General features: G+C 42.3%; 17 protein-coding genes. 6 read left to right on the forward strand and 11 right to left on the reverse strand.

All coding sequences use genetic code 11. The features are described 5' to 3' along the window. Positions 1 to 3: 3 nt before the first annotated feature. A complete protein-coding gene (gene mtnA / locus V756_RS0120440) occupies positions 4 to 1,065 on the forward strand; it encodes an S-methyl-5-thioribose-1-phosphate isomerase (RefSeq protein WP_024716305.1) in 1,062 nt (353 codons plus the stop codon). 31 nt (positions 1,066 to 1,096) lie between these two features. Here the strand turns inward: mtnA and V756_RS1000000124030 are convergent, their stop codons facing one another. From V756_RS1000000124030 to kinE, 3 genes are all read right to left on the reverse strand, one after another. Then, positions 1,097 to 1,222, reverse strand: coding sequence for a hypothetical protein (locus tag V756_RS1000000124030; RefSeq protein WP_032682182.1), 126 nt, complete (start codon positions 1,220 to 1,222; stop codon positions 1,097 to 1,099). A gap of 89 nt (positions 1,223 to 1,311) precedes the next feature. Continuing rightward, the gene (locus V756_RS0120450; RefSeq protein WP_024716306.1) at positions 1,312 to 1,809 is read right to left on the reverse strand and encodes a methylated-DNA--[protein]-cysteine S-methyltransferase; all 498 of its coding nucleotides are present in this window, start codon (positions 1,807 to 1,809) and stop codon (positions 1,312 to 1,314) included. Then, complete coding sequence (gene kinE, locus V756_RS0120455; RefSeq protein WP_024716307.1) at positions 1,806 to 4,022, reverse strand: sporulation two-component system sensor histidine kinase KinE; 2,217 nt, start codon at positions 4,020 to 4,022, stop codon at positions 1,806 to 1,808. Before kinE ends, V756_RS0120450 begins: the two co-directional genes overlap by 4 nt. 252 nt (positions 4,023 to 4,274) lie before the next feature. On the opposite strand from kinE, the gene V756_RS0120460 reads away from it, so the two are divergent. Continuing rightward, positions 4,275 to 5,297, forward strand: coding sequence for an acyltransferase family protein (locus tag V756_RS0120460; RefSeq protein ID WP_024716308.1), 1,023 nt, complete (start codon positions 4,275 to 4,277; stop codon positions 5,295 to 5,297). A gap of 39 nt (positions 5,298 to 5,336) precedes the next feature. On the opposite strand, the gene ykzE is transcribed toward V756_RS0120460, so the two are convergent. The 4 genes from ykzE to htpX all read right to left on the reverse strand — a co-directional run bounded on the left by ykzE (position 5,337) and on the right by htpX (position 8,229). Beyond that, positions 5,337 to 5,507 carry a protein YkzE gene (ykzE, locus tag V756_RS01000000122880; RefSeq protein ID WP_032682215.1) on the reverse strand — a complete coding sequence of 57 codons (171 nt, stop codon included), beginning with the start codon at positions 5,505 to 5,507 and terminating at the stop codon, positions 5,337 to 5,339. A 2-nt stretch (positions 5,508 to 5,509) separates the two neighbouring features. Continuing rightward, positions 5,510 to 5,665, reverse strand: coding sequence for a protein YkzP (gene ykzP, locus V756_RS01000000122885; protein WP_014663734.1), 156 nt, complete (start codon positions 5,663 to 5,665; stop codon positions 5,510 to 5,512). 145 nt (positions 5,666 to 5,810) lie between these two features. Then, entirely contained in the window at positions 5,811 to 7,160 is a 1,350-nt protein-coding gene (ktrD, locus tag V756_RS0120475) for a Ktr system potassium transporter KtrD (RefSeq protein ID WP_024716309.1), read from the reverse strand. A gap of 172 nt (positions 7,161 to 7,332) precedes the next feature. Next, entirely contained in the window at positions 7,333 to 8,229 is an 897-nt protein-coding gene (gene htpX / locus V756_RS0120480) for a protease HtpX (RefSeq protein WP_024716310.1), read from the reverse strand. A 169-nt stretch (positions 8,230 to 8,398) separates the two neighbouring features. On the opposite strand from htpX, the gene htpK reads away from it, so the two are divergent. After that, positions 8,399 to 9,100 (forward strand): transcriptional regulator HtpK, encoded by a 702-nt coding sequence (gene htpK, locus V756_RS0120485; RefSeq protein WP_024716311.1) that lies wholly within the window; start codon positions 8,399 to 8,401, stop codon positions 9,098 to 9,100. A gap of 130 nt (positions 9,101 to 9,230) precedes the next feature. After that, positions 9,231 to 9,425 carry an acid-soluble spore protein SspD gene (sspD, locus tag V756_RS0120490; RefSeq protein ID WP_003218568.1) on the forward strand — a complete coding sequence of 65 codons (195 nt, stop codon included), beginning with the start codon at positions 9,231 to 9,233 and terminating at the stop codon, positions 9,423 to 9,425. An 11-nt stretch (positions 9,426 to 9,436) separates the two neighbouring features. Here sspD and V756_RS1000000123765 read toward each other — a convergent pair whose 3' ends face one another. From V756_RS1000000123765 to V756_RS0120510, 4 genes are all read right to left on the reverse strand, one after another. Next, complete coding sequence (locus V756_RS1000000123765; RefSeq protein WP_024716312.1) at positions 9,437 to 10,606, reverse strand: anti-sigma-I factor RsgI family protein; 1,170 nt, start codon at positions 10,604 to 10,606, stop codon at positions 9,437 to 9,439. Then, on the reverse strand, positions 10,603 to 11,358 hold the full coding sequence (sigI, locus tag V756_RS0120500) for an RNA polymerase sigma factor SigI (protein ID WP_024716313.1): 756 nt from the start codon (positions 11,356 to 11,358) through the stop codon (positions 10,603 to 10,605). Before sigI ends, V756_RS1000000123765 begins: the two co-directional genes overlap by 4 nt. Before the next feature lie 264 nt (positions 11,359 to 11,622). After that, on the reverse strand, positions 11,623 to 12,414 hold the full coding sequence (locus tag V756_RS0120505) for a TerC family protein (RefSeq protein WP_024716314.1): 792 nt from the start codon (positions 12,412 to 12,414) through the stop codon (positions 11,623 to 11,625). 259 nt (positions 12,415 to 12,673) lie between these two features. Further along, on the reverse strand, positions 12,674 to 13,342 hold the full coding sequence (locus V756_RS0120510) for a DedA family protein (protein ID WP_081719937.1): 669 nt from the start codon (positions 13,340 to 13,342) through the stop codon (positions 12,674 to 12,676). Between the two features lie 174 nt (positions 13,343 to 13,516). Between V756_RS0120510 and V756_RS0120515 the strand changes: the two genes are divergently transcribed. Next, on the forward strand, positions 13,517 to 15,919 hold the full coding sequence (locus V756_RS0120515) for an EAL domain-containing protein (protein ID WP_024716316.1): 2,403 nt from the start codon (positions 13,517 to 13,519) through the stop codon (positions 15,917 to 15,919). Between the two features lie 87 nt (positions 15,920 to 16,006). Beyond that, positions 16,007 to 16,891 (forward strand): non-homologous end joining protein Ku, encoded by an 885-nt coding sequence (ku, locus tag V756_RS0120520; protein ID WP_024716317.1) that lies wholly within the window; start codon positions 16,007 to 16,009, stop codon positions 16,889 to 16,891. The last annotated feature ends 3 nt before the right edge of the window (positions 16,892 to 16,894 follow it).

Below are 16,894 nucleotides of genomic sequence, written 5' to 3' on the forward strand. Positions count from 1 at the left end.
TTCATGACCTATTCATTTGCTGTTCCGCGTTCTGTTGAATGGAAAGAAACAGCTATTACCATTTTAAATCAGCAAAAGCTTCCTGATGTGACGGAATATTTAGAACTGACAACGAAAGAGGATGTATTTGATGCCATTGTCACGCTCAAAGTAAGAGGCGCCCCGGCGATCGGCATTACGGCAGCCTTCGGACTTGCGCTTACTGCAAAAGACATTGAAACGGATGATGTTACTGAATTCCGCCGCAGACTGGATGATATCAAAGAGTATTTAAACAGCTCACGGCCCACCGCCATTAATTTATCATGGGCGCTTGAGAGACTGCGCCATTCGATCGAAAACGCCATTTCCGTAAATGAAGCAAAAACAAACCTTGTCCATGAAGCGATTCAAATTCAGGTCGAGGATGAGGAAACGTGCCGGATGATCGGTCAAAACGCCCTGCAGCTTTTCAAAAAAGGCGACCGGATTATGACAATCTGCAATGCCGGCTCTATCGCGACAAGCCGCTACGGTACGGCGCTGGCTCCATTTTATTTGGCCAAACAAAAAGATTTGGGACTGCACATTTATGCCTGTGAAACAAGGCCTGTTCTTCAAGGTTCGCGCCTGACTGCGTGGGAGCTGATGCAGGGCGGCATTGATGTCACTTTGATCACAGACAGCATGGCCGCCCATACGATGAAGGAAAAACAAATTTCTGCTGTCATCGTCGGCGCCGATCGCATTGCAAAGAACGGTGATACGGCAAATAAAATCGGAACATACGGTCTCGCAATTTTAGCCAACGCCTTTGATATTCCGTTTTTTGTCGCCGCACCATTATCCACATTTGATACGAAAGTGAAATCTGGCGCTGATATCCCGATAGAGGAACGCGATCCCGAGGAAGTCAGGCAGATTTCAGGAGTCCGGACCGCTCCATCTGAAGTGCCCGTCTTTAATCCCGCTTTTGACATTACACCCCATGATCTCATTTCAGGAATTATTACTGAAAAAGGGATTATGACCGGTAACTATGAAGAAGAGATTGAACAGCTCTTCAAAGGCGAAAAGGTCCACTAAAAACCGCTGCCCTTTGCTCATTTTGAGCGAGTCAGCGGTTTTTTTGTTTGTTTTTATTCATATTGATGATTTCATCTTTTTGAGCGCTTGATATGATGTGCAGTTTCACAAACAGTTTGGCAAAAACGGCAATTTTCTCAGAGCGGCTCGGCTTCAATTGCTTTGTCCTCCTTTTTCATCAGACCAACTTTTTTCACTTAATAAAATGATATGTCAGCCGCGAAAAAAAGGAACGTACCATATGTTTTATTTTTCTTTGTAGGAGATTCTCTCGATGTTCAGCAAAAATGCTTTGATATCGGTTTTGCTCCCAGCGTACCCTGTTAACGAGCTGTTTTTGCCGATCACTCTGTGACATGGGACAAAAATCGGCAGGTCGTTTCGTTTATTAGCCTGTCCGACTGCGCGCACCGCTTTCGGACTGCCTACCGCTTCGGCAATGTCAGCATAGCTTCTGGATTCTCCGTATGGTATCATCGCCAGCGCCTCCCACACTTTTTGCTGAAAAGGGGTGCCCTTTTGACTCAGCGGCAGTGAGAATGTCTTTCTTTCACCGGTGAAATATTCATGAAGCTGTTTTTTCGCTTCTGCCAGATAAGGTGTTTCCTTGCGCTCAGTATCCTGAACGGTTTCTCTCCAATCCATCCAATCTTCCTGGCTGAGAAACAGACGGGTAATCTGGTCATCCTCCTCGGCAATGAAAAGTTCTCCGAGCGGCGTTTCCGCTGTCGTGTAGTAATTCATTCATCAATCCTTCTTTCTTCAGCATTTTGTCTGACGGGAAGCGTAAGGTGGAAAACGGTGCCTTTCCCTTCTTCACTTTCCACCATGATTTCGCCTTGATGTTCTTCAATAATTTTATAGCTTACCATAAGCCCAAGTCCAGTTCCCCTTTCCTTTGTCGTATAAAACGGTTCACCAAGGCGTTTTAATTTATCTTCTGTCATTCCGATTCCCTCGTCTTTTAAGGAGATGACTACATGATCCCGGTCCAATGTTCTCATCGTCACAAAAATGTTTCCGCCGTTAGGCATTACTTCGATGGCATTTTTTAATATATTGATAAATACTTGCTTCAGCTGATTCGGTTCACAGTAAATCGGAGGAATGTCGTCAATTAAATCAAGATGCATTTGTACATTGCTGAGATTGGCTTGCGCATTCAAAAGGTCAATGGTGTCTTTCATAATTTGGGTAACATGTTTTTCTTCATACATAATGGCCTGGGGCTTCGCTAAAATCAAGAATTCGGTGATAATGGATTCGATGCGCTTTAATTCTGAGGTGATCACATTAAAGTAAAGGGCGTAGTCTCCCTCCACACTTCCTTTCAAAAGCTGAATGAAGCCTTTAAGTGCAGTCATCGGATTTCTGATTTCATGAGCAATGCCGGCAGCAAGTTCGCCGACAACATGAAGGGTATCTGACTTGCGCAGACGTTCCTCCAGTTCTTTTCGCTCGGTTACATCTTTAAAGATAGCCAGGTTCATATTTTGAATAATATTTCGTTTAAATGAGAATTCGAGTTTCCTATTGTCACTGCTGTTCAGCAAAAATGGAATTTCGTTGTCCATTTCATCAAAATTAATCTGCCTTGCTGATGATGCAAGATTTTCTATTTCATAGGAAGAAATAATCTCTAACAGGCTGTGCTTTTTAATCTCTTCATGTGACAGGCCTAAAATATGGCTTGCTACGGGATTAGCATCGATGATTCGGTATTGATTGTCGAACAGTACATTGCCGTCCATTGAGCCATTAAACACTTTTCTGAATTTCAGCTCACTTTCCCGTAGCTCCTTTTCCATCCGCTTTCTGTCGCTGACATTTCTTAAAATCGTCAAGTGCTGATTTTCAAGTATTGTTCGCTTTGAAGTGAATTCAAGTTCCTTAAACTGACCGTTTCCCATTTGGAACAGCAGCTCTTCTCTAATCTCTCCGTATTTTGCGTATTTCTTTTTCGTTACGCTGTATTTTTTCTGAGAATCAACGAGAAAATCACACAGCCTTCTTTTCAACAGCAAATTCATCGGCAACTCAAAAATTTTACAGGCTGACTGATTCGCCTTGACGATTCTTCCGTCATTCGACCAGATGATAATGGCATCCATCGCATTTTCAAATATTTCTCTGAAGCGCTCCTCACTTTTAAAGAGCTGCAGCTCCATAGACCGCTTCTCTGTGATATCTCTCATAATAGACATATAAAACCCGCTGATGATGTTTGAGGTAATCGTGAATTCAAATAGCTTTTGAACGCCTGAACGAAGCTTAACGGGCAGCTCCCCCTGCGCTTTTCCCTTACGGTTGAGCGTCTTCCAAATGTTGTCTAAATCTTTCCGCGATCCGCTGTCTATGAACTTATACAACGATAGATGAGACAGCTCATTATGATTGATTTCAAAGCTTTTGCAGAAGGACAAATTGGCATCGATAAAACTGCCGTCTTTATCAAACAGGACGATTCCGTCAACAGCCCTGTCAAACAAGTCTTTAAAAAGCTGTTCATTCATTGAGAATTCCCGTTCCAGAATCTTCTTTGAAGATATATCTCTCATGACAACAAAAAAGAAATCCTCGCCAATCCCTCTTTTGGCCAGAAACTCTATGTATTTTGTCGCCCCGCCATCAAGCCTGATCGGAACCTCCTTCCACAGGAAACCTTTTTTAAAAAACTTCTTTACGGCAAAATTCAGTTCATCCTGTGGGATTGAAAACAAAAAATCCAAAACGGAACGCTTCCTCAAATCTTCCGCATCAACTTGAAGCATCCTCTCTGTCGCTTCATTCGCTTGAACGATTCGCATTTCATTATCACATATAAAAATAGCATCGAGCGTATTGTTGACAATCACTTGATGCTGATTCAATTCCTTTTTCAGCTGGGCATTTTCTTCTTTGAGGCGCTTCAATTCTTCCCGCATCTCCGTATTTTTCTGGGCACCAAGAGTTTCCATGCGTGTACACTCCTTCTTCAAAACCTATCCCTCAATATTTCTACAAAATGCGGGAACTTCCTTCATTCGCCCTATAAATTTCAGAAAATTTCAGCTTGATTACATAAAGAAGACATTTTCTACTTTCCTTACCTTCACTTTACATCGTCCTAACAATCAGCGTTTTTTCCGATTCCTTTTTCATTTTATATTTTAAAATATATACCAGCAGGGAATAATCTCTTAGTGACTGATGAAAGAGAAGGTGATGCTATGAATAAATCGCGGGACAGTTATTTTGATAATGCAAAATTCTTATTGATATTCCTTGTTGTATTCGGCCATATTCTTCGTTCCTTTATTAATGATAATCACTTTATGCTTTACCTCTACAAGTTCATTTACACATTCCACATGCCTGCCTTTATTCTTGTATCCGGTTATTTTGCGAAAGGCTTTAAACGCCCTGGATATGTAAAAAAGCTGGCGGCTAAGCTGATTATTACGTATTTGATTTTCCAAATCATCTATTCCGTCTTTTATTACTTGATGCAAGACGAAAGCATGGCAAATGTGAATCCGATTGATCCGCAATGGTCGTTATGGTTTCTCGTAAGCTTATTCTTTTGGAACCTGCTGCTTTATCCTTTTTCAAAGCTTCCAAAGCTGTGGGCGCTGTTTGTCAGCTGCGGAATCGCCGTGCTGATCGGCTATCTCGACTTTGTAAGCAACACGCTGAGCTTGTCGCGGACATTTGTATTCTTACCAATGTTCCTTGTCGGATTTTATTTAAATAAACATCATTTTGATTTATTGAGATCAAAACGAGGCAAACAAATTGCACTCGGGGTGCTTGCCGCCGTATTCGTCATCTGCTGGGGCATTGACTTCGACTATTCATTTCTGTTTGGCTCAAAACCGTATTCTTCATTTGGAGACGTTACCTTGGCAAGCGGACTTTCCCGAATCGGCTGGTATGTTCTCGCCTTTGCGGCAACCTTCGGCTTTTTAGCGCTCGTTCCGCAAAAACGGTATTTCTTTACCAAATGGGGAACCCGGACATTTTACGTGTATTTGCTTCACGGGTTTATTATTAAAACGCTGAGACAGGTTGGGCTTGAAGATGTGCTTACTGACTATCACAGTTTAGTCATTCTCTTACTGTTAACAGCAGCCCTGACATCAGTCCTCTCCAGCAACTTTGTTAAGACCGTTGCTCAGCCTTTCATTGAGCTGAGAATGACTAGTCTATTGCAATTTGTCAAAGGGACGGGCAAAAATGCTTATTTAAAATAAAAAGGACCTCTTAAGCGGAACACCGCCTAAGAGGTTTTTTTATTTTTGTTTTTTCTCTTTATTTTTGTCAGGCTTTGTGACTTCCAGCGTTTCGATGATCTTTCCGGCATTGTAATCCCCAAATTCACTTGAGAATTCTTCCTCCAGCACTTCCTTATTCATTGGCTTTTTATGATTTTGCATGTCACGGCTATGACGGTTTTTCTTCACCATTACATGCCTCCTTGCTTACCCTGCTTGGAATTGCGGTTTGCCCCTCTAAAGTTCGGGTCGTCATGATATTGTGTCTTATATGAATTTGGGTCCATGCTCTCTGTAGGTGTATTGTTATTTTTAATGGCTTCATTTACTTCAGCTTTGCGCTTCATAGAAATCCTCCTCGCCAGTTTTTATTTCGCTAAGATGCAGGAGCGTTACACTGCACCTGTTGATGTTAGGTTCTCCAACAGAAACGGGCACCACACTTCTTTTTTTTGGCAATCAAAAAACACCGCAAAACGCGCGGTGTTTTTTCTATCCGATAATCACTCTTTCCTTCGGATAATGATAATTCGCTTCAATTTCCTTTCTGCCGATCAAATACAGGAAGGTCAGAATACCGATTCGCCCGATAAACATGACAATCATGATGACGCATTTTCCAACGTTGCTTAAATCGGCAGTAATCCCAAGTGAAAGCCCGGTTGTACCGAATGCCGAGCACACTTCAAACAAAAGCTCCGTCAGGGAATGCTTTTCTGTAATGGTCAGGATAAGTGTCGCGCCAAAAACGAGCAGAATCGCCATCATCGTGACAACAAGCGATTTCATCAGATCGGCAGGATGCAGCTCACGTTTGAATACCTTTACGGCTTTATTGCCGCGTGCAAAATGAAACAGCGCAAGAAGGTTTAAGGCGAACGTCGTTGTCCGTATGCCTCCCCCGACTGAGCTTGGCGACGCTCCGATAAACATCAGCGCGCAAATAAAAAAGATTGTCGGACCTGATAATTGGCTGATATCAATGGTTGCCAGCCCCCCGCTCCGGGTAGCCGTCGATTGAAACAGGGACAGAAACAAAATATCATGCCATGACTTACCCGCAAACGCGTGGTTTGCTTCCAGAGCATAAATGCCGATGGCCCCAAATAAAACGAGTGAACCGAATGTGATCGTGGTGATTTTCGTAAAAAGTGTAAACGGGTATCTGCGATGCTTTGAAAACAAGAAATCCTTTACTTCGACAAGCACAGGAAATCCAATTGCTCCAAATACAATTAAAAGCATTGTAATAAACTGCACAAAATAATCGTGACGGAATGGAATCATAGATCTGCCGGTTATATCAAATCCGCCATTTGTGGTTGCGCTGATACTGGCAAAAAACCCATGTAAATAAGCTTCCTGAAAGGAATCAAAGTAGGTTAAAAAATAGGTGCCAAGTATAAGCCCGCCAAAAAATTCAATCCACAAAATCAGAAAAAGAACCTGCTTCATGAGATTGACAATTCCTGAAAACTGAGATTGGTTTTGGTCAACCATAATCAATTTCCGTTCTTTCAGCCCGATTCGTTTTCCCATGATCAGCCAAATGAACGTCCCGAGCGTCATAATCCCAATTCCGCCAAATTGCAGAACAAATGCCAGTATAAAGATGCCTGTTGTGCTGAAAGTATCAGCTGTATCAACGACTGTCAGCCCCGTCACGCTGACTGAACTGACAGCCGTAAACAGCGCATCAATAAACGTCCACTCCGCCCCCGGTTTATGGGCTGCCGGCAAACTCAGCAATATAACGGCCACTGTAACCGCAAGAAAATAATATAATGCAATCAGCTGGGCTGGTGATAGTGCCTGTATCAATTTTCCAAGCTTAAATTTCATGTAAAATCCTTCTGCCTCTCTTTTTAAGTACGGTAATTATTCTAAAGATATTAGCTTCATTTTTAAAGGCTTTTACGAAACATTTTCTTAACTTGCTTATTTTTTTATTATTTTAGTCAATGGATAAAAGAAAAAAACCTCTGAGGATTCTCAGAGGGACAATGTGTTTGTATTATTTAGCTTCTAACCGTCTGATACGCTCATCTAAGTCAGGGTGTGTAGAGAAAAGCGAAGAACGCTTTTTGCCATTAATCTTTAACGTTTGGACAGCTGTCTGATCGTCCTCCATAATCCGGGAAGAATAGCCTTTAAGCGTCCGAAGCGCATGAATCATTTTATCCTTGCCGGCAAGATCCGCTCCGCCCCTGTCAGCATGAAATTCACGGTGGCGTGAATACGCAAACACAACCAGGCTGCCGAGTATCGAAAAGACAATCTGAAAAACAATCATTGCAATAAAATGAACGATCGGCGCTAGATCTTCTTTAACAAAGCGGCTTGCAATCCAAGCGGCGATACGCGATAAGAAGACGACAAAGGTATTAACAATACCTTGTAAAAGCGTCATTGTTACCATATCACCATTTGCGATATGCGCGACCTCGTGGGCAAGCACACCTTCAACCGCCGCATCATCCATCTGCTCAAGCAGTCCTGACGATACTGCGACAAGGGAACGGCGTTTTGACGGTCCAGTCGCAAATGCGTTCACTTCAGGTGAACGGTAAATGCCTACTTCCGGCATTTTTGTTAAACCGGCAGAGCGGCTTAATCGATGGACACGATCAACCAATTGCTGTTCCTCATAGCTGAGCGTGTGTTTGTTCGGATTCAGCACTCTGACGCCCATCATCGTCTTTGCCATCCATCTGGACATCGCAAGCGACGTAAAGGAACCGACAAAACCAACGACTAAACTGAACACTAGAAGCGCCATTAGATCGATACCGCCATCAGCTTTAAAGTACGTTCCGACGCCAGTAACAGAGCTTAAAACAGACAAAACGATCCCGATTGTTGTAAGCACCAAAATATTCGTTAAAATAAACAGAAAAATTCTTTTCGCCATAGCAACCTCCGTTATTTTAAGTTCAAAGGAACCTGTATATTCAAATTATAAAACATACGTTTGAAAATGCAAGGAATTCGACGTATGATGTTAATGTAAATTGCAGACGCTTCAATTTTGAACTTATACATAGCTTGTATCCGCGTCAAATTGTTTAAAGAGGTGAACAATGAACATTTTTAAGCTCTCTCGAACCGATATGGTGCGGCTGCTCTATTCCCTAAAAGGGCAAGGAGAACATAGCCCGCTCGACATTCTCGTCCAATCAGCGAACATGTCAGCAGAAAAAGCAGCCAATCATCTTGAAATTCCTGAGTTTCTTACAAGATACGAACGAAAAAAACAGAAAAAAGAATACGGTCTTTCAACAAATGAAATCGTAGAGCTTGGCAACTTATGTGAGCTGACTTCATTAAAATCAACTGCAATTCAAAACTGGGTAAAGCGCGATATCAAGGATCTGATCGGACACCCTGAGCTGGGCAAAAAATATTCGGTTGAACAGGCAGTTATTCTTTTAATTGTACGTGATTTAAAATCCATTTATGACTTTGAACACATACGGGCTATTTTGAAAGCGGCCTTTAACACAATCTCAGACAGATCTGATGACGTCATCAGCCCGATTGCTTATTATGAGAGCTGTGCATATGTGCTTGATGCCATCCAGCACCACGAAACACCTTCTATGAAAGAATCAAATCTGCAGGAGATCGTCGAACAGGAGACAGAACGCCTCCATCACCGTTTTGAAGTACTGAATGACAGCCAATGGCTTAAAATCAGACAGATTATCGCCATTACAGTCCTCTCCATTTTGACGTTCCATATTCAGACAACCGCTCATCAAATGACAGCAGACTTTTTATAGTCTGTGTCACCCTCGGCCCCAAGGCCGGGGGTTTCTTATTCTCCAAACAATTGCCAGCATAAATCACCCCCGTATATTTCAAACTAAATACGCATTAAGAATTTCTTTATAGAAAAAGGAGATGAAAAAGATGGCGAGCAGAAATAAACTCGTTGTTCCAGGAGTGGAGCAGGCACTAGACCAGTTTAAACTCGAAGTGGCTCAAGAATTCGGTGTAAACCTTGGTTCTGATACAGTTGCACGCGCTAACGGCTCTGTAGGCGGGGAAATGACAAAGCGGCTGGTACAGCAAGCCCAATCACAATTAAATGGCACAACTAAATAAATTCAGGTCATTTATTCGCCGGGGTCACTCGGCGAATCTTCAGTTTGAGCTGAATGATTATCACTGCTTGGATTACGGCGGTCAGAAGCGTTACCTCTGCTATGATGTTTGTCTTGTTGACCGTTATTCCAGTCCCTGTGATACTGGCCTTGGCCTCTTCCGCCGTTATTCCAGTCCCTGTGATACGGGCTTTGGCCTTTTTTACCGCTGTTGTCTTCATTTCCTTTATCTTGAGGATCTTGTGTTGGGGGTTGCTCATGATCCCCATCTTTTTCGGTATTTTCGTTTTCATCTGATTCCTTTACATTTTGATCTTTGTTACTATCATCAGTCTGCTCATCCGCTGCATCTTCTTTCTGGTCTCCGGTATCTGGATCATCCAGCTGTTCATTGTCCTCTTGCTTGCTGTCCTGGCCGTCGGTTTGATCGACGTTTTCATCCTCATTTCCGGCACCTTTTTGATCTTCTTCCCCGGATGGTTTGCCGGAATCATCTTTTGACTTTTTATCATCATTTTTTTCATTTGATTTGATGTAGCTGCCTGTTGAAACGCCTTCTTTTTTTGCTTTTTCTCTCGTTTGCATATCTGACTCGAGAGATTCCATGCGGTATGTCGTTTTATATTTTTCCGTCACGTCATTCAGCTGTTTTTTCACAGCTTTCTTATATGTATTGTCTTCCGTATTTTCATAAACAGTGGAAATCAATATTTCTTTCGATTTCTCAACATATCCGTGCTCATTGCAGTCGGTTATAATATCGTCAATCACCTTTTTAAAATCGGTCTTCTCCCAATCATCTATATCATTTACGACCTTTTTTCCCTCATCGTTTAAAGGCGTCAGTTCAATGACTTCGTAATCGCTGTTTAACGCCATTTCGAAGCTCGGATTGATATCAATTGTCATATACGCATAGGCCTTATTGTTAGAAAAAACGGGGAGAACTATAAAAATAAAAAGCATAATAGCAGTCATCGTAAAAACCCCCATTTTGAAAGGGCGCAGTTTTAAAAAATCAAAAAAGCTGGCCCTTCTGCCCATGCGTGATTCACTCGGAAGCATGATTTCTTCTCCGATTTCATAGCTGCGGCGATCATTTTTAGCTTTTAAAAATTGTCCGTCAGGGGTCAGCAATGTGACGAATTTTCTATTTTTCTCTACTATAATCCCTCTTCTCATGAGTGCAGCACCCCTTTAAGATAATCTTTTAAATAAATATAATCACCCGTAATGATAATACACATCGCAATAATATATTTCCTGTTTCTCTCAATCGTTTTTCGGCTTACAGATACAAGCTGCTCCAGCTGCTTGACCGGAAGCTGTTTCTTTGTATACAGGATAGCGGCCAATTCTTCATGTTCAACAAGCGTCATTGCCACCTTTATGGCGTTTTGCCTTGCATCCGTGTGCTTTGGAGAATTTTCAAGCAGCTCTTTAAATGATAAACCATAATCCTTGAGCTGCTTTTGAAAATAGAGGATTTCCTCCCGTCTCTGCTCCTGTTCAATCTGACGGCGGTATTCATCAATGGAAAGCTCGGCTTCAATCAGGCTTTGTGATGACTCCTGATCGTCTCCTTCCTGTAAATCGATATTGATATTTTGTGCGCTTCTGGCTTCTTTTCTAATGTAATCAATGACTTTTCTTTTTATAATAAGCTCAGCAAATGCGAGCAGAGAATTGCCTTTTTCAGGTGAGTATTTTTCAATAGCTTCATTAAATGCGATCAGTCCGATGCTGAACTCATCGTCTTTTTCATCTATATATCGTTTACAAACGGATGAAACCGTCTTTGCGATAAATGGCTTATATTGCTGTATTAATTCATTTTGCAGATCTTTATTGCCTTTTTGTATACTTTCAACAGATGTTTCAAGCGTTTGCTTCTTTTTTCCAAATTTAAACAAAAGGCTAAGCACTGGTTTCACCTCAGTTCCTCCCTATAACTACTCATTAATGATAGCTAATTTGATAGGGAATCGCAAAGGAGAAAAAGAAATATTGATTTCCAATGTCTCAATTGTGACAAACCATTCCGACGTCCTATACATGATTTCGTGTCTTTCTAAAGAATTAAGGGGGTTTTATACATGTTTTTTGTAACAAAGCTGTTATAAAAATGTTATTTTATTTCGCCTGTGAAAACGTTTCAAACACAAAAAAACACTGCTTTTCATGCAGTGTCTTTCAGATTACGCCCGTTCCCGGCTGTTATTTTGTTTGTTTTGTGTGCCCTCCGGCTGTTTTTTTACACCTGAGATGAACCAGCCGCAAACCGCAATTGCCGCTAAGACACCCCAGAATATCAGCTTCCATGTTCCCGAATGGATAAAGTGCTCAGAAACCACCGCTATGTCGTGATGGGCAAGTGTATATAAAGCGAGCTTCACTCCAACCCAGCCGACAATCACGAAGGCAGCTGTTTCTAGGCTTGGACGTTCCTTTAATAACTTAACAAACATTGAAGCCGCAAACCGCATGATCACAAGGCCAATGATACCTCCGGCCAAAATGACGATAAATTGTCCTCCGTCAAGTCCGCCGATCTTCGGAAGCGATGTTCCGGGAAGCGTCACAGCCAGTGCGACTGCCGCTAAGATGGAATCAACCGCAAACGCGATATCTGCCAGCTCAACTTTTAAAACAGTCGGCCAAAAACCGCTTTGTTTCGCCTCTTTATGTGTGTCTTCCTTTTTAAATACATATCTTTTCAATAAGTGGCTTGCTGAGATATACAGCAAATAGATAGCGCCAATCGCTTGAACCTGCCACACGTTGACCAAAAAAGAAATGGCGAATAAAGAGCCAAACCGCAGAACAAAAGCCCCTGTCAATCCATAGAATAGCGCTTTTTTTCTTTTTTCCTCCGGCAAATGTTTGACCATCACCGCCATAACGAGTGCGTTATCGGCGGCTAAAATCCCTTCCAGACCGATCAAGACGAGAAGAACCCAACCATACTCTAATAGTAATGCTGCATCCATAAATGATACCCTCCCAAAAAGTTGTTTTCTTTCTCTTCATCCGATCTTATGCCGGCCGGTCCATGCAAAAAAGACCTTTGCCGACATAAGGCAAAGGTCTTGCTAGACATGAATTCAAGGCATGCCAACAAAGCCGATGGATATGGGAATCCATGAAATGACGACTTTGTTTCCGGAAACAAATCCGGACGCTACTCCCCTTTGGGATTTCAAGAAATATGATTTTATACGTCAATCATATGCGCGGCGCGAATTTTTGTCAACGTTTATTTTTTAAAAATACAGACAACTGTTCGGAGTTCGTGCGTTTTTTCCTCTTTTTCATCAGTAAGTAAAACACGAACAGCGCCAAAATCGCTATCCCGATAGGAAGCATATATTGATCGAGAATAGAGCCGACTTCCTTCCAGTTTTCACCGAGCTTCACACCGAGATAAACATATACAAATGTAATCGGCAGCATGGCGATGAACGTATAAAGCGCAAACACCCAAACGTTCATTTTTGCAATTCCGCACGGTATGGAGATCAATGTCCGGATGCCTGGCAAAAATCGGCCGCTGAAGGCTACAAATCCCCCATGCTTTCTGAAAAATTCATCTGATCTATCGAGCGCCTCTGGCTTCATAAAGAGGTACTTTCCAAAACGTTCAAGAAACGGCCTTCCTCCGTACCGGCCGATCCAATACAGCGTAAGCGGGCCGGCCACTCCCCCAAGAGATCCAGCCAAAACAACGCCCAAAAGTGTCATATCACCTTTAGAGACCCAATAACCCGCAAGCGGCAGTACGATTTCAGCAGGGATAAACTCAATACAGAGCGCTAGAAATATCCCTAAATAAGATAAGCTTTTAAATGCTTCAATCCATGACATAACCAGCTCTTCGATCGCCATCACTTCCCCTTGTCCACCTTTATATAGAAGCATTTTGATTTATCAGCAAACATCAACATGATTTTAACACATTTTTCACGGTCAGCTGAACTAAAAATAGATCTCACCGTTTCTCTATGATCTTAAAGGCTGAAACTCTGCAGTTAAGCATCCGATAATAAAGAGAGTCAACAAGACTGGAACACACGACACGGGGGGAATCTCCATTTGGAAATACACGTTACATATCATACGACGCTCATATGTTTATCTATTCTTATTGCCTGCGCCGCATCGTACATTTCCCTTGAACTGTCATGGAAAGTCACGATTAATACTGGTTTAAAAAGCAAGATTTGGCTGATAGGCGGCTCACTCATTATGGGATTCGGTATTTGGTCCATGCATTTTGTGGGAATGATGGCCGCGGATATGGAAATGCCGATGCAATATGAATTCATGCCTTTAATTGCATCCATCGGAGCAGCTGTTTCTGGATCTTTTGTATCTTTATATTTAGTCAGCCGGCACATTCTTACATATTACAGACTGCTTATCGGATCAGTTGTGCTTGGCGCATCCATAGCATCTATGCACTATCTCGGAATGTCTGCCATTTCCCGGGTAATGATTATATATGAACCGTTTCTATTTACGGTATCCATTATCATTGCGATCGTGGCATCTTTCGTCTCGTTAAAAATATTCTTTGACTTGGCTTTGAAAAAACATTCCGATCATCTTATGCTCTATAAAGTCATCAGTTCGATTATAATGGGTGCAGGAATTTCAGGCATGCACTACACAGGGATGTTGGCAGCATCTTTCCACGAGGACATGGCGCCATCAGAAAGTCATATGGAGGTCCATACGTTTCATTGGTCTATTTTTGTCACTTTAATCATTTTCTGTATACAAACGCTATTATTATTCAGTTCCCATGCTGATCGGAAGTTTATTAAACAGAGCGAACACATAAAGGATAACGAACAGAGGTTTCAATCTTTAATCGTCCACAATATAGATGCAATCTTCATTCTGTCATTAGAAGGAGAGATTATTTCATCCAACCATGCCGGCGAGGATATGATCACAAAATTCGGCTTTAGCATGCAGGATTGGAGAAACTATACATCTCATAAGATTCAGCGTCTATTTGAGCAAGTCAAAAAAGAGAAGCAAGCCATTAACAGCGATAACGATCTTATCACTGAAAAAGGCCAGTTTCACTTAAATATGACGCTTATCCCTGTTGAGGTCAATCAAAAGCTGGACAGCATTTATGTTATTTGCAAAGACATGACGAAGCAGTACAGAGCAGAAAAAGAAATCCATAGAATGGCTCATTACGACTCACTGACAGATTTACCTAACAGAAGGCACGCCATTTCTCACTTAACAGAGGTGATGAAATGCGAGCATGCCTTACATTATCACACTGTTGTATTCTTTCTGGATCTAAACCGATTTAAAGTGATTAACGATGCATTAGGACATAATGTCGGCGATCAGCTGCTTCAGCTGGCGGCGAAACGCCTGTTATCTGTTGTCCCTGATAATGGATTTATCGCCCGTCTTGGCGGTGATGAATTTATTATTATATTAACGGACTCCAACAGCGGAACAGGCGAAGCCGATGCATTAGCAAGAAAAATTATCCAAAAATTCAAAAATCCTTTCAAAGTACAGGATCATACACTTGTCACATCTGTCAGCATCGGGATTGCGATTTCCCCGAAAGATGGGACGGATGGTCTTGAATTGATGAAAAAAGCGGATATGGCGATGTATGCCGCTAAAGAACGAAACAAAAGCAAATACAGATACTATTCCTTTTCAATCGGCAACAAAGAAACCGTCAAGCTTAACCAAGAAATGGCACTTAGAGAAGCAATCGAAAACGATCGATTTGTTCTGCATTATCAGCCCCAATTCAGCACCAAAAGCCAAAAAATGACAGGTGTTGAAGCGCTGATACGCCTTGTCACACCCGACGGACAGCTGTGTCCGCCCGGAGAATTCATCAGTGTTGCTGAAGAAACAGGTCTCATTATTGATATCGGAAAGTGGATTATAGATGAAGCATGCAAGCAGGCAAGAGCTTGGTATGACAAAGGGTATAACCTTTCTGTCGCCATTAATATTTCCGCCAGACAGTTTCAATCCAAAGATCTGATCCCCCTGATCAAGGATGCGCTTGAAAAGTACCAGCTTCCTCCGCAGCTTCTTGAAGCAGAAGTGACAGAAAGCATGACAATGGACAATCTTGATCACTCCAAGAGGGTTTTGTCATCCTTAACGGAATTAGGAATCAGAATCAGTATTGATGATTTTGGAACAGGGCACAGCTCTCTTAGCTATTTGAAGGACTTTCCGATTCACAGACTAAAAATCGACAAATCATTTATCGACGATATTCAGACCCATCCGAAAGCAGAGCAAATTACCGGGGCGATAATTGCTATGGGCCATCAGCTGTCTTTGCAGGTGATTGCAGAAGGTGTGGAAAATTCAGCTCAAAGACAGCTGCTTTACGAAAAAGGCTGTGATTATTTACAGGGCTTCTTTTTCAGCAAACCGATACCGCCGGAACAACTCGAACAATCCTTTCTGAAACAGCCGCCGCATTAACAGCACGGCTGTTTTTTCACCCATAAGTTACTACACATGAATTATACTCCTTCTCTCCACACTAAAGAAAAAAAGGGGTTTATCAATATGCATACAATGTGGAAGGGATCGATCAGTTTCGGATTAGTTAATATCCCCATCAAGCTATATGCGGCCACGGAAGATAAAGACATTAAGCTGCGCAGCCTTCATAAAGAGGATCACGCGCCGATCAAATACGAAAAAATTTGCACGAATTGCGAACAAACACTCAGTCCTGATGAAATTGTGAAGGGATATGAATATGTAAAAGGAAAATATGTGGTGCTGACGGACGAAGATTTAAAAAGTTTAAAGCAGGAGCATGAAGAGAAAGCGGTTGAAATTGTTGATTTTGTTCAGCTGCAGGAAATTGACCCGATTTATTTTAACCGCTCCTACTTTGTCGGACCGGGAGATAACGGCACGAAAGCTTATACTTTGCTGCGTGAGGCACTGCGTTCAACCGGAAAGATCGGCATCGCCAATATGACGATCAGATCGAAGCAGCAGCTAGCCATTCTCCGCGTTTATGAAAATTGCATTGTGATGGAGTCCATCCATTATCCGGATGAAGTCAGAAGCGCTGCCCATGTCCCGGGTGTACCAGATCAAACAAATGTAAACGAAAAGGAACTGCAAACCGCTATCACATTAATAGATGAGCTGACGACTGAGTTTGAGCCGGAAAAATATGAAGACACGTACCGTCACGCCCTGCTCCAAAGAGTCAACGACAAGCTTGAAAATAAAGAAACAGCCGTCACTCCTGACAAAGCGCCTCCTCGTGAAGATGTCATCGACCTGGTCAGCGCCCTGCAAGCCAGTATCGACCGCACCAGAAGGCCGAACCGGGAAACCCCGGCAGCAGCACCGGCACAAGCCGCTGAATCGAAAGGAGCCGGAGATAAAAAACGAAAAACGACAAGACAAAAAGCCTCCGGCACGTCATAGCCC

Source organism: Bacillus tequilensis KCTC 13622 (genome assembly GCF_000507145.1).
Lineage (GTDB): Bacteria > Bacillota > Bacilli > Bacillales > Bacillaceae > Bacillus > Bacillus tequilensis.

Bases quoted from the DNA above. Each gene is read 5' to 3' on its own strand.
- mtnA (WP_024716305.1), top strand. From the start codon at position 4: ATGACCTATTCATTTGCTGTTCCGCGTTCTGTTGAATGGAAAGAAACA.
- V756_RS0120450 (WP_024716306.1), bottom strand. From the start codon at position 1,809: ATGAATTACTACACGACAGCGGAAACGCCGCTCGGAGAACTTTTCATT.
- kinE (WP_024716307.1), bottom strand. From the start codon at position 4,022: ATGGAAACTCTTGGTGCCCAGAAAAATACGGAGATGCGGGAAGAATTG.
- V756_RS0120460 (WP_024716308.1), top strand. From the start codon at position 4,275: ATGAATAAATCGCGGGACAGTTATTTTGATAATGCAAAATTCTTATTG.
- ykzP (WP_014663734.1), bottom strand. From the start codon at position 5,665: ATGAAGCGCAAAGCTGAAGTAAATGAAGCCATTAAAAATAACAATACA.
- ktrD (WP_024716309.1), bottom strand. From the start codon at position 7,160: ATGAAATTTAAGCTTGGAAAATTGATACAGGCACTATCACCAGCCCAG.
- htpX (WP_024716310.1), bottom strand. From the start codon at position 8,229: ATGGCGAAAAGAATTTTTCTGTTTATTTTAACGAATATTTTGGTGCTT.
- htpK (WP_024716311.1), top strand. From the start codon at position 8,399: ATGAACATTTTTAAGCTCTCTCGAACCGATATGGTGCGGCTGCTCTAT.
- sspD (WP_003218568.1), top strand. From the start codon at position 9,231: ATGGCGAGCAGAAATAAACTCGTTGTTCCAGGAGTGGAGCAGGCACTA.
- V756_RS1000000123765 (WP_024716312.1), bottom strand. From the start codon at position 10,606: ATGAGAAGAGGGATTATAGTAGAGAAAAATAGAAAATTCGTCACATTG.
- V756_RS0120505 (WP_024716314.1), bottom strand. From the start codon at position 12,414: ATGGATGCAGCATTACTATTAGAGTATGGTTGGGTTCTTCTCGTCTTG.
- V756_RS0120510 (WP_081719937.1), bottom strand. From the start codon at position 13,342: ATGCTTCTATATAAAGGTGGACAAGGGGAAGTGATGGCGATCGAAGAG.
- ku (WP_024716317.1), top strand. From the start codon at position 16,007: ATGCATACAATGTGGAAGGGATCGATCAGTTTCGGATTAGTTAATATC.